Source organism: Streptomyces sp. NPDC051567 (genome assembly GCF_044454165.1).
In the GTDB taxonomy this organism is placed as follows: domain Bacteria; phylum Actinomycetota; class Actinomycetes; order Streptomycetales; family Streptomycetaceae; genus Streptomyces.
In genome coordinates this window covers 274,856-286,888 of record NZ_JBITDK010000001.1, presented here as the reverse complement: position 1 = coordinate 286,888, position 12,033 = coordinate 274,856, and the positions used below count along the sequence as shown (strand labels likewise).

Sequence of the window (12,033 nt, the reverse complement as noted above, 5' to 3'; positions counted from 1 at the left end):
CCGGGCCCGGCAAGGACGCCCCGCCCGGACCGGGTCCTCAGGGGCCTCAGAGCACGAAGGCCGGGTTCCCGCTGTCCGTCACCATCGGGCGCCCGGCGCTCTCCCACGCCTGCATCCCGCCGTCGATGTTCACGGCGTCGACACCCTGGCGCACCAGGTACTGGGTGACCTGCGCGGAGCGCCCGCCCACCCGGCACATCACGTGCACCCGGCGGCCGTCCTCGACCGCCTCCGCCAGCTCACCGAAGCGGGCCACGAAATCGCCCATCGGGATGTGCAGAGCGCCCTCGACATGACCGGCCGCCCATTCGTCGTCCTCACGGACGTCGAGGACAAAGCCTTCGGAGGGCACCGCGGCGGCGCCCACCGAGGGAAGCTGTCCGAAGTTCATAGCTGTCGCCTTCTCTCGTCGCAGGTCGGAAGGGCGACCCGGCTCGTGGCCCGGCAGCCCTCCCCGCAACCTATCCGACAGCACCGGACCCGCCCCGCCCCAGAGCCCGGACCCCGGGCAGCCACCCCTCCGGCGGCCAGAGCAGCGGCCAGAGCAGCGGCCAGGAACAGCAGGCGACGGGGCCCGCCCGCTCAGAGGGCGGCGAGGGCCGCCAGCTCCGCCTCGCGCGCGGAAACCTGCCCGAGAAGCTGTTCCGCGATCTCCTCCAGCAGCCGGTCCGGGTCCTCCGGAGCCATCCGCAGCATCGACCCGATCGCGCTGTCCTCCAGCTCCCGGGCCACCACCGACAGCAGCTCCTTGCGCCGTGTCAGCCACTCCAGCCGGGCGTACAGCTCCCCGCTCCCGCCCGGCGCGGCGGTCTCCGGCACGGGTCCGGCCGCCCACTCCTCGGCCAGCTCGCGCAGCAGACCCTCCTCGCCCCGCCCGTACGCGGCGTTGACCCGCGCGATGAACGCGTCCCGGCGCCCGCGCTCCGCCTCGTCCTGGGCCAGGTCGGGGTGGGCCCGGCGGACCAGCTCGCGGTAGAGCCGACGCACCTCCTCCGAGGGACGCACCCGCTGTGGCGGGCTCACGGTCCGGTCCGTCAGCATCGCCGCCGCACCGTCGGAGAGCCCGTCCGAGTCCAGCCAGTCGTGGAACAGCTCGTCCACCCCGGGCATCGGCATGACCAGCGAGCGCGCCTCCCGGGCCCGCCTCAGATCCTCGGCGTCACCGCTGCGCGCCGCCTTCGCCTCCGCGATCAGCGCGTCCAGCTCGTCGAGACGCGAGTACATCGGGCCGAGCTTCTGGTGGTGGAGCCGGGAGAAGTTCTCCACCTCGACCCGGAAGGTCTCCACCGCGATCTCGAACTCGATCAGCGCCTGTTCGGCGGCGCGCACGGCCCGCTCCAGGCGCGCCTCGGGCCGCTCGTCGCCGGAGTCGCCCGGCGCGGTCTGCTCAGTCTGCTCACTCACCCGGCCACCCTACGGCCCGGCCGCTCCGGGCGTGTTTCACGTGAAACACCACCCTCGCGGACACCCCGCCGTCCCCGGGGCGCTCCGGGCCGGCACTCACCACGGAGGACGGTTTCACGTGAAACATTCACGTGGGCCGACGGAAGCCGTTTCACGTGAAACATTCACCGGGCACCACCCGGCGCCCGCACCCCCGGGACCGGACAGGACGTCCTCAGACCCCGGTACGTCCTCAGACCCCGGTCTCCGCCGCGATCCGCCCCGCCCGCACCGCCACCACCAGATCCGCGTGATCGGCCTCGGTCCGGTCGGCGTAGGTCACCGCGAAGGACGCCACCGCCTGGTCCAGCTCGTCGCTCTTCCCGCAGTACCCGGCCAGCAGTCGCGGATCGGCACTGTGCGCGTGGGCCCGGGCCAGCAGCGCCCCGGTCATCCGCCCGTAGTCGTCGATCTGGTCCACGGCCAGCGCCGCCGGGTCCACGCTGCCCTTGCGGTTGCGGAACTGCCGCACCTGGAAGGGCCGCCCCTCCACCGTGGTCCAGCCCAGCAGGTTGTCCGAGATGACCTGCATCTGCTTCTGCCCCGCCACCACCCGGCGGCCCTCGTGCTCCACCACGGGCGGCGCGAAGCCCAGCGCGGGCAGATACGGCAGCAGCACCGACGGCCGCGCCTCCTTCACCTGGAGCACCAGCGGCTCGCCCCGGTGGTCCAGCAGCAGCACCACGTACGAACGGGTACCCACGCTCCCGGTCCCCACCACCCGGAAGGCCACGTCATGGATCGCGTACCGGGCCAGCAGCGGCAGCCGGTCGCCCGGCAGCGTCCGCAGGTACGGGCCCAGCGCCGCCGCCACGGCCGCCGCCTCCCCGTCCCCGACCCGGCGCAGCACCGGGAGCGCGTCGACGAACCTGCGTCCGCCGTCCGGCACCGCCTCGGTCGACCTGGCCGCGAACCGGGCCGAAGTGTTGTTGCGGGCCTTCTCCGCGACCCGCTCCAGCGTGCCCGCCAGATCCCGGGCGTCGATCCGCGCGAGCAGCTCCTCGTCGGCCTTCGCGTGCCACCCGTCCAGCGCGGGCAGCCTCGCCAGCAGCCGCAGGGTCCGCCGGTACGCGCCCACCGCGTCCAGCGCCGCGGCCCGGCAGGTGTCCTCGTCCGCGCCCGCCACCCGCCCGGCCAGCACCAGCGAGGCCGCCAGCCGCTTCACGTCCCACTCCCACGGGCCGAACACGGTCTCGTCGAAGTCGTTCAGGTCGATGGCGAGCCGCCCGCGCACATCCCCGTACAGACCGAAGTTGGCCGCGTGCGCGTCCCCGCAGAGCTGCGCCCCGACCCCCGTCACCGGGCCTGCGGAGAGGTCGTGGGCCATCAGGGCGGCGGCCCCGCGCAGGAACGCGAAGGGGTTCGCCGCCATCCGCCCCACCCGTATCGGCGTCAGCTCGGCGACCCGGCCGGCATTGGACTCCTCCACCGCGCGGACCGCGTCCGGCCGCCCGGCCGGCACCTTGAAACGGGCGTGCGCCGACCTCGGCACCCGCGTCCGCAGCGCCCGGCCGGCCTCCTTGGCCGAGCCCGTCACGGCCCGCTCCGCGAACCCCGCCACCACCGGTATCCGCTGCCCCGCCACCGCCGTCATCCCCCGCCGCCTCCGCCCGTACCCGTACCACCCGGCCGACATGATCCGGCCCGACCGTACCTACAGGCCGGCGTCCCTGGCCAGCAACGCCGCCTGGACCCGGTTCTCGCACCCCAGCTTCGCCAGAATCCGGCTCACGTACGTCTTCACCGTCGCCTCGCTCATGTGCAGCCGCCGCCCGGCGTCCGCGTTCGACAGCCCCTCGCCCAGCAGCGCGAGGACCCCGCGCTCGCGCTCGCTCAGCTCCGCCACCCGCCTGCGGGCCTCGCCCCGCCCGGCGGTCTGCCCCGAGGCGAACTGGTCCACCAGGTGCCGGGCCGCCCCCGGCGACAGATAGGCGGCCCCGGCCGCCGCCGCCCGGACCGCGCCGATCAGCTCGCCCGGCGCCGAATCCTTCAGCAGGAACCCCGCACCGCCCTCGCCCAGCGCCCGCAGCACGTTCTCCTTCTCCCCGAACGTCGTCAGGATCAGCACCCGCGCCTCCGGCACGGCACGGCACAGTTCCCCGAGCGCGGTCAGCCCGTCCATCACCGGCATCTGGATGTCCAGCAGCACCACGTCCGGCCCGTGCGCACGGGCCAGCTCCACCGCCTCCCGGCCGTTCGCCGCCTCCGCGACGACCTGGATGTCCGGAGCCGAGGTCAGGATCATCCTGATCCCGGCCCGGATCAGCGGCTCGTCATCAGCGATCACCACTCGGACCACTTCGGCTGTCACCCGCGCTCCTACTGCTTGACGTCGTACACCTGCTTGTCCACGAGCTTGCCGTCCTTGAAGCAGAACCGGAAAACCCGGTCGGTGAACGTCGGCACCGAACCCTCCGAGGAGAGCAGGGCCAGACACCGCGCGCCCTCCGGCCTGGCCGGACCCTTCCGTTCGAGCCCCGAGGTGAAGAGGCTGTCCCCGCTGGGCAGCCCGGCGCGGACCGTCTGCTCGGACGCGCCCACCTTCACCGCGTCGTAATCGGCCCGGTCGATCATCACGTCACCCGCCGAACCCACCAGCAGCACCGCCCCGGCACCGAGCACGATCACCAGCAGCACCACCGCCGCGAAGGCGATCCCACAGCCCAGCGCGAACCCCCCGGCCCGGGTACGGCTCTGTATCGGCAGGGCCAGCTCCCGGTCGACCGCCGCCCAGTCCATCGGCGCCAGCGGCTCCTCCCGCGCCTGGACCCGCTGGCCGAAGTCGTCGGCGATCTCCTCGACCCCGGCCGGCTCCGCCCCGTACGGCAGGACACCCGCCACCCGGAACCCGCCGTCACCGGTCCCGCCCGCGTGCACCATCCCGCCGACCAGCCGCGCCCGCTCCCGCAGTCCCGTCAGCCCCTGCCCGCCGGAGACCACCTCCCCGGCACCCGTACCGGTCGCCGGCCCGTTGGCGATCTCCACCACCAGCGAGTCGTCCTCGTACCGCAGCGCGACCGAGATCGGCGCCCCCGGAGCGTGCTTGTACGCGTTCGTCAGCGCCTCCTGCACGATCCTGTACACCGCGTGGTCACAGGCCGCGACCAGTGGCCTCGGCCGCCCCGAACTGGTCATCCGTACGTCGGTCCCCGCGGCCCGCGCCGTCTCCACGACCCCCGCGATCCCGGCCACCCCGCGTGCGGCGGGCTGCGCCGCCTCCTCCACCGCGAGCGGCGCCTCGACCCCGTCCCGCAGGATGCCGACGACCTCCCGCAGCTCGTGCATCGCCGCCACCGAGGCGTTGCGCAGCACCCCCACCGCCTCGCGCTGGCGGCCGGTGAGTTCCGGGTCCACCTCCAGCGCGCCGGTGTGCACCGAGATCAGCGCCAGCTGGTGGCCCAGGCTGTCGTGCATGTCCTGCGCGATCCGCTGCCGCTCCCGCAGCCGGGCCTGCCCCGCGACCATGGCGCGCTCCCGCAGCAGTTGCCCGTTGCGTTCCTGGAGCGCCCGCAGCAGCGTGTGGCGCTGCGACCAGTACCGACTGGCCAGCCCGGGCATCACCGTCACCGCCAGGAAGATCAGCGTGGAGAAGACGATCACCAGCAGCGGCCGCATCTGGTCCCGCTGGTCCCACACGCTGAGGGCGACCGCCACCACGAAGGCCAGCGTGAACGCCGTCAGCGCCCTGCCCACCCCGACGATCCGGCGCCCCGCCGACCAGCCCAGCAGGATCATGACCAGGTAGGCGCCGGCCAGGAGCGCGCCGACCGCCGACCCCAGCACCAGCGTCAGCGCGGGCAGCCGACGGCGCAGCAACGTGAGCACCACCACGACCACGGTCCCGGCCACCATCCGCCGCACCGAACCGTCGGTGAGTTCCTCGACGCCCAGCCCGAGCACGGCCAGCACCCCGCAGAGCGTCAGGTCCCCGGCCAGCCTCCGCCGGGTCCAGGGCTCCGGCCCTTTCAGCCATTCCAGGCCCGCACGTGTCTTCGCCGTCGCATCCACGCCACCGACCCTAGACATCCGGCCCCGCCGGGCGCCGCCCACTTTCGTCGCGCCGGTCCCGACGAAAGTGGGACGGCGCCCCTGCCCCGGGGCTCCCCCGGCTCCCCGCGCCACGAGAGTCAGGACACAACGAAGAACCCCCGCTCCGGATCTCTCCGGAGCGGGGGTTCTGTCAATTCGACTTGGCCGATCACGAGGACCGTCCGAGGTGGGCGAGGGGGGATTTGAACCCCCACGTCCCGAAGGACACTGGCACCTGAAGCCAGCGCGTCTGCCGTTCCGCCACTCGCCCGAGCAGCGCCCCAGTGGTCTTCCCTTGCGGGTCTTTCCCCTGGCGACATCGGAACATTAGCACGTGGGGAGGGGTGGAATCACATCCCTTTCCCCGCACCCCCCAGCCCCGCGGGGACGGCCCCTCCCGCACTCCGCTCCGGGTGCGGGACACTGTCCCTGGGACGCCCCTACGATCCCTTGTGAGCACCAACACTCCTGCACACAGGAGCGATGGGGAACCAGCCGAATCCGCCACGCGTGGATACGATCAGTAAGCAGTACAGGGCGACAACGACGGAGGAGGTGCCCCATGGGAGTTCTGAAGCGGTTCGAGCAGCGACTCGAAGGTCTGGTGAACGGCACCTTCGCCAAAGTGTTCAAGTCCGAGGTCCAGCCGGTGGAGATCGCCGGCGCCCTCCAGCGGGAGTGCGACAACAACGCCACCATCTGGAACCGCGAGCGGACCGTCGTCCCCAACGACTTCATCGTCGAACTGAGCGCCGGCGACTACGAGCGGCTGAGCCCTTACTCCGGCCAGCTCGGCGACGAGCTGGCGGGCCTCGTCCGTGACTACGCCAAGCAGCAGCGCTACAGCTTCATGGGCCCCGTCAAGGTCCACCTGGAGAAGGCCGACGACCTCGACACCGGGCTCTACCGGGTCCGCAGCCGCACCCTCGCCTCCAGCGCCTCCCAGCCGCAGGCCGACCAGCCCGCCCAGGGCCAGGCCCCGCAGGGCCCGCAGCAGGGCGGCTACGGCTACCCGCCGGCCGCCGCCCCGCCCATGCCCGCGGGCCCGCCGCCGGGCGGACCCGGCACCCGCAGGCCCGCCCCCGGCGGACCCGCCCCCGCACCCACCACCGGCGGCGCCCCGCGCCACTGGATCGAGATCAACGGCACCCGCCACCAGATCTCGCGCCCCACGCTCGTACTCGGCCGAAGCACCGAAGCCGACGTGCGGATCGACGACCCCGGCGTATCGCGCCGGCACTGTGAGATCCGGACCGGAACGCCCTCGACGATCCAGGATCTCGGGTCCACCAACGGCATCGTGGTGGACGGGCAGCACACCACCCGCGCTACGCTCCGCGACGGCTCGCGGATCGTCGTGGGCAGTACCACCATCATTTACCGGCAAGCCGAAGGGTGAAGCGGGGGCAATGTCAGAGCTGACCCTGACGGTCATGCGGTTGGGTTTCCTGGCCGTTCTGTGGCTGTTCGTCATCGTGGCCGTCCAGGTCATCCGCAGTGATCTCTTCGGCACGAGAGTCACCCAGCGCGGCTCCCGCCGCGGCGGCGCCAACAGCGCCCCGCAGCAGGCCGGCCGCCAGGCCGCGCCACCGCAGCAGCGCCAGCGCCGCGGCGCGCCCACCAAGCTCGTCGTCTCCGAGGGAACCCTCACGGGCACCACCGTGACCCTCGCCGGCCAGACGATCACGCTGGGCCGCGCCCATGACTCCACGATCGTGCTGGACGACGACTACGCCTCCAGCCGCCATGCCAGGATCTACCCCGACCGTGACGGCCAGTGGATCGTCGAGGACCTCGGGTCCACCAACGGCACCTACCTCGACCGGACCCGGCTGACCACCCCGACGCCCGTCCCGCCGGGCGCCCCGATCCGCATCGGCAAGACCGTCATCGAGCTGCGGAAGTAGTACGAGAATGAGCGAGCGGAGCGAGCGAGCCGCAGCGGTCCGTCCTCCCGAGGAGACGGACCGCGGCGCGCTCCCGACCGGAGGGCGGGCAGTGTGGCTCAAGACCGGTTGTACCCGGAGCCGACCGGCGAGGTGCGCATGAGTCTGTCCCTGCGGTTCGCCGCCGGATCGCACAAGGGCATGATCCGTGAGGGCAACGAGGACTCCGGTTACGCCGGCCCCCGCCTCCTCGCCATCGCCGACGGCATGGGCGGCCAGGCCGCCGGCGAGGTCGCCAGCTCCGAGGTCATCTCCACCCTCGTCCAGCTCGACGACGACGTCCCGGGCTCCGACATCCTCACCTCCCTCGGCACCGCCGTGCAGCGCGCCAACGACCAGCTGCGCGTCATGGTCGAGGAGGACCCCCAGCTCGAAGGCATGGGCACCACCCTGACCGCCCTCCTGTGGACCGGCAGCCGCCTCGGCCTCGTCCACGTCGGGGACTCCCGCGCCTACCTGCTCCGCGACGGCCTCCTCACCCAGATCACCCAGGACCACACCTGGGTCCAGCGCCTCGTCGACGAGGGCCGCATCACCGAAGAGGAAGCCACCACCCACCCGCAGCGCTCCCTCCTCATGCGCGCGCTCGGCAGCGGCGACGTCGTCGAACCCGACCTCTCCGTCCGCGAGGTCCGCGCCGGCGACCGCTACCTCATCTGTTCCGACGGGCTCTCCGGCGTCGTCTCCCACCAGACCCTGGAAGAGACCCTCGCCGACTACCACGGCCCCCACGAGACCGTGCAGAGCCTCATCCAGCTCGCCCTGCGCGGCGGCGGACCCGACAACATCACCTGCATCGTCGCCGACGTCCTCGACACCGACAGCGGCGACACCGTCGCCGCCCAGCTCAACGACACCCCCGTCGTCGTCGGCGCCGTCGCCGAGAACCAGCACCAGCTCTTCGACGGCGGCAACGCCATGCAGACCCCGGCCGGCCGCGCCTCGGGCCTGGGCCGCCGGGTCCCGCCGCCCGCCGGCGCCTTCGGCCCCCCCGGCAGCGGCGAGGGCCCCGGCTACGGCCAGGACGGCGGGTACGGGGGCTACGACGGGAACGACGGCTACGACGCCGACTCCCGCTACGAGGACACCTACGACCACCCCCGCAGACGCCACAGCGCGGGCCGCCGATGGGCCACGCGCACGCTGGGCCTGCTCCTCGTCGCCGGCGTCATCGGCGGCGGCCTCTACGCGGGCTGGCGCTGGACCCAGTCCCAGTACTACGTCGGCGTCAAGGGCGAGCACGTCGCACTCTTCCGCGGCATCAGCCAGAACCTCGGGCCCATGGAACTCTCCCGGGTGGAGACCGACCGGACCGATATCGAACTGAAGTACCTTCCGCCCTTCAAGCGCAAGCTGGTCGAGGCCACCATCAGCCAAGGCAGCTTCGCCGACGCCCGCGCGAAGATCGACGAACTCGGCGTGCAGGTCTCCGCCTGCAAGAAGGACGAAGAACGCCGGAACGCCGAAACGCAGAACACCCAGTCACCCGGCCCCAGCCTGACCCCTGCGGAGCAGCAGCTGGTCAGCCTGTGCGGAAAGCAGTAGACACCCGCGGGCACAGGGGGCCTGCCACACCATGAGCGTTGTCACCAACACGACCACCATCGGCGCCATCGAGCTGCCGAGCCGGCGGAACACCGAGCTCATGCTGCTCGCCTTCGCCGTGGTCATCCCGGTCTTCGCCTACGCCAACGTAGGTCTCGCGATCAACGGCACGCTGCCGCCCGGCATGCTGTCCTACGGCCTCGGCCTCGGCGCCCTCGCGGGCGTCGCCCACCTCGTCGTACGCCGGTACGCCAAGTACGCCGACCCGCTGCTGCTGCCCCTCGCCACCCTCCTCAACGGGCTCGGCCTGGTCTTCATCTGGCGGCTGGACCAGTCCGAACGCCTCCAGAACCTGGCCAAACGGCAGTACGGCGCCTTCTCCCCCTCGGCGCCCAACCAGATGCTGTACACCGCCGTCGGCATCGCCCTCTTCATCGCCGTGCTGCTGCTGCTCAAGGACCACCGCGTCCTGCAGCGCTTCACGTACATCTCCATGGCCGGCGCCCTGTTCCTGCTGATCCTGCCCGTCGTCCCGGGCCTGGGCGCCGACGTCTTCGGCGCCAAGATCTGGATCAACGTCGGAGGCTTCTCGATCCAGCCCGGCGAGTTCGCGAAGATCGTGATCGCGATCTTCTTCGCCGGCTACCTCATGGTCAAGCGCGACGCCCTGGCCCTCGCCAGCCGCCGCTTCATGGGCCTCTACCTGCCCCGTGGCCGCGACCTCGGGCCCATCCTGATGATCTGGGCCATGAGCCTGCTCGTCCTCATCTTCGAGAACGACCTCGGCACCTCGCTCCTCTTCTTCGGCATGTTCGTGATCATGCTGTACGTCGCCACCGAGCGGACCAGCTGGATCGTCATCGGCCTGCTCATGTCGGTCGGCGGCGCCGTCGTCGTCGCCTCCTTCGCCAGCCACGTCAAGGCCCGCGTCACCGCCTGGCTCGACCCCTTCGCCTGCTACACCACCTCCGGCGCCTGCGAACAGGTCGGCCAGTCCCTCATGAGCTTCGGCTCCGGCGGGGTCCTCGGCACCGGCCTCGGCCAGGGCCACTCCGACCTGATCCTCTTCGCCGCCAACTCCGACTTCATCTTCTCCACCGTCGGCGAGGAACTCGGCCTCGCCGGCGTCATGGCCTTCCTGCTCCTCTACGGGCTCATCATCGAACGGGGCGTGCGCACCGCGCTCGCCGCCCGCGACCCCTTCGGCAAGCTCTTCGCCATCGGCCTCTCGGGCGCCTTCGCCATCCAGATCTTCGTGGTCGCCGGCGGAGTCATGGGGCTCATCCCCCTCACCGGCATGACCATGCCCTTCCTCGCCTCCGGCGGCTCCTCCGTCCTCGCGAACTGGGCCCTCATCGGCATCCTCATCCGGATCAGCGACACCGCACGCCGCCCCGCCCCGGCACCCGCTCCGTCCCCCGACTCCGAGATGACCCAGGTGGTCCGTCCGTCATGAACAAGCCCCTGCGACGCATCTCGCTCTTCTGCGGGCTGCTCGTCCTCGCGCTGCTGATCCGCACCAACTGGCTCCAGTACGTCCAGGCCGAGGAGCTCAGCACCCGCAAGGAGAACCGCCGGGTCCAGATCGCCCAGTACGCCACCGAGCGCGGCAACATCATCGTCAAGGGCAACCCCATCACGGGCTCCGCGGTCACCGACGGCAGCGACTACAAGTACAAGCGGACCTATCTCGACGGCCCCCTCTGGGCCCCCGTCACCGGCTACGCCTCGCAGGCGTTCGGCGCCACCCAGCTCGAATCCCTTGAGGACGGCATCCTCACCGGCAACGACGACCGGCTCTTCTTCGACCGCACCATCGGCATGTTCACCGGTGAGAAGCGCCAGGGCGGCAACGTCGTCACCACCTTGAACCCCGCCGCCCAGAAGGCCGCCTTCGACAAGCTCGGCGACAAGAAGGGCGCGGTCGCCGCCATCGACCCGCGCACCGGCGCCATCCTCGCCCTGGTCTCCACCCCCTCGTACGACCCCTCCAGCTTCGCCGGGAACTCCAAGGACGACGAGAAGGCCTGGGTCGCGCTCAAGGACAGCGAGAACAAGAACCTCGTCAACCGCGCCCTGCGCGAGACCTACCCGCCCGGCTCCACCTTCAAGGTCGTCACCGCGGGCGCCGCCCTCGAACACGGCGTCGTCACCGACATCAACGCCCCGACGGACACCCCCGAGCCCTACATCCTGCCCGGCACCCGCACCCCGATGGTCAACCACGCCAAGGGCTGCGAGCGGGCCAGCCTCAACAAGGCCCTCGAAGTCTCCTGCAACTCCGTCTTCGCCAACCTGGGCGACAAGGTGGGGCGCGACAAGATGGTCGAGACCGCCCAGAAGTTCGGCTTCAACAACGACAAGATCGACACCCCGGTCCGCGCCTTCGCCAGCGTCTACGACAAGACCATGGGCAAGGACGGCAACGCCCAGAGCGCCATCGGCCAGTTCAACACCGCCGCCACCCCGCTCCAGATGGCCATGGTCACCGCCGCCATCGCCAACGACGGCAAGCTGATGAAGCCCTACATGGTCGACCAGCTCACCTCGCCCAACCTCGACATCATCGAGAAGCACGAACCGCAGGAGATGAGCCGGCCCCTCTCCGCCGCCAACGCGCAGACGCTCCAGAAGATGATGATCAACGTCGTCGACACCGGTACCGGCGGCAACGCGAAGATCAAGGACTTCAAGGTCGGCGGCAAGACCGGCACCGCCCAGCACGGCGAGGGCAACTCGAAGCGCCCGTACGCCTGGTTCATCTCCTACGTCGACAACCCCGACGGCACCAGCCCCGTCGCCGTCGCCGTCGTCATCGAGGACAGCGAAGCCAGCCGCGAGGACATCAGCGGCGGCGGCCTCGCCGCCCCCGTCGCCAAGGCCGTCATGGAAGCCGTCCTGAAGAACCCGTGACGACCGGCCGGGACAGCGCCCACCGGAGCGGGGCCGACGGGAACAGGACCCACCGGGGCGGGGCCGACCGGGCCACCGGTCCCGGCCGGGCCGGAGCGTACGGTACCGGTCCGGTATCAGCCTGTGGCCACGAACCGATCACCGACGATCGGCCGGT

General features: G+C 71.7%; 10 protein-coding genes and 1 tRNA gene. 5 read left to right on the top strand and 6 right to left on the bottom strand.

The window, feature by feature from the left end:
- Positions 1 to 46: 46 nt before the first annotated feature.
- From ACIA5F_RS01275 to ACIA5F_RS01250, 6 genes are all read right to left on the bottom strand, one after another.
- Positions 47 to 391: a rhodanese-like domain-containing protein gene (locus ACIA5F_RS01275; protein WP_399347827.1), complete on the bottom strand. Its 345-nt coding sequence runs from the start codon at positions 389 to 391 to the stop codon at positions 47 to 49.
- Between the two features lie 191 nt (positions 392 to 582).
- Positions 583 to 1,404: a J domain-containing protein gene (locus tag ACIA5F_RS01270; RefSeq protein ID WP_399347825.1), complete on the bottom strand. Its 822-nt coding sequence runs from the start codon at positions 1,402 to 1,404 to the stop codon at positions 583 to 585.
- Between the two features lie 232 nt (positions 1,405 to 1,636).
- A complete protein-coding gene (locus tag ACIA5F_RS01265; RefSeq protein WP_399347823.1) occupies positions 1,637 to 3,037 on the bottom strand; it encodes a DUF2252 domain-containing protein in 1,401 nt (466 codons plus the stop codon).
- A 60-nt stretch (positions 3,038 to 3,097) separates the two neighbouring features.
- Positions 3,098 to 3,754 carry a response regulator gene (locus ACIA5F_RS01260; protein WP_399347821.1) on the bottom strand — a complete coding sequence of 219 codons (657 nt, stop codon included), beginning with the start codon at positions 3,752 to 3,754 and terminating at the stop codon, positions 3,098 to 3,100.
- Between the two features lie 8 nt (positions 3,755 to 3,762).
- Positions 3,763 to 5,469, bottom strand: a complete 1,707-nt coding sequence (locus ACIA5F_RS01255) for a sensor histidine kinase (RefSeq protein WP_399347819.1) — start codon at positions 5,467 to 5,469, stop codon at positions 3,763 to 3,765.
- 191 nt (positions 5,470 to 5,660) lie between these two features.
- Positions 5,661 to 5,743 (bottom strand) — tRNA-Leu (locus tag ACIA5F_RS01250).
- Positions 5,744 to 6,034: 291 nt separating this feature from the next.
- Between ACIA5F_RS01250 and ACIA5F_RS01245 the strand changes: the two genes are divergently transcribed.
- From ACIA5F_RS01245 to ACIA5F_RS01225, 5 genes are all read left to right on the top strand, one after another.
- A complete protein-coding gene (locus ACIA5F_RS01245) occupies positions 6,035 to 6,871 on the top strand; it encodes an FhaA domain-containing protein (protein WP_399347817.1) in 837 nt (278 codons plus the stop codon).
- A 10-nt stretch (positions 6,872 to 6,881) separates the two neighbouring features.
- Entirely contained in the window at positions 6,882 to 7,379 is a 498-nt protein-coding gene (locus ACIA5F_RS01240; protein WP_399347815.1) for an FHA domain-containing protein, read from the top strand.
- Between the two features lie 93 nt (positions 7,380 to 7,472).
- A complete protein-coding gene (locus ACIA5F_RS01235) occupies positions 7,473 to 8,963 on the top strand; it encodes a PP2C family protein-serine/threonine phosphatase (protein WP_399347813.1) in 1,491 nt (496 codons plus the stop codon).
- 31 nt (positions 8,964 to 8,994) lie between these two features.
- Positions 8,995 to 10,419: an FtsW/RodA/SpoVE family cell cycle protein gene (locus ACIA5F_RS01230; protein WP_399347811.1), complete on the top strand. Its 1,425-nt coding sequence runs from the start codon at positions 8,995 to 8,997 to the stop codon at positions 10,417 to 10,419.
- Positions 10,416 to 11,876, top strand: a complete 1,461-nt coding sequence (locus ACIA5F_RS01225) for a peptidoglycan D,D-transpeptidase FtsI family protein (RefSeq protein ID WP_399347809.1) — start codon at positions 10,416 to 10,418, stop codon at positions 11,874 to 11,876. Before ACIA5F_RS01230 ends, ACIA5F_RS01225 begins: the two co-directional genes overlap by 4 nt.
- Positions 11,877 to 12,033 lie beyond the last annotated feature (157 nt).

Excerpts from the sequence above, each read along its gene's own strand:
- ACIA5F_RS01225 (WP_399347809.1), top strand. The coding sequence starts at position 10,416 with ATGAACAAGCCCCTGCGACGCATCTCGCTCTTCTGCGGGCTGCTCGTC.
- ACIA5F_RS01230 (WP_399347811.1), top strand. The coding sequence starts at position 8,995 with ATGAGCGTTGTCACCAACACGACCACCATCGGCGCCATCGAGCTGCCG.
- ACIA5F_RS01255 (WP_399347819.1), bottom strand. The coding sequence starts at position 5,469 with ATGTCTAGGGTCGGTGGCGTGGATGCGACGGCGAAGACACGTGCGGGC.
- ACIA5F_RS01240 (WP_399347815.1), top strand. The coding sequence starts at position 6,882 with ATGTCAGAGCTGACCCTGACGGTCATGCGGTTGGGTTTCCTGGCCGTT.
- ACIA5F_RS01245 (WP_399347817.1), top strand. The coding sequence starts at position 6,035 with ATGGGAGTTCTGAAGCGGTTCGAGCAGCGACTCGAAGGTCTGGTGAAC.
- ACIA5F_RS01275 (WP_399347827.1), bottom strand. The coding sequence starts at position 391 with ATGAACTTCGGACAGCTTCCCTCGGTGGGCGCCGCCGCGGTGCCCTCC.
- ACIA5F_RS01265 (WP_399347823.1), bottom strand. The coding sequence starts at position 3,037 with ATGACGGCGGTGGCGGGGCAGCGGATACCGGTGGTGGCGGGGTTCGCG.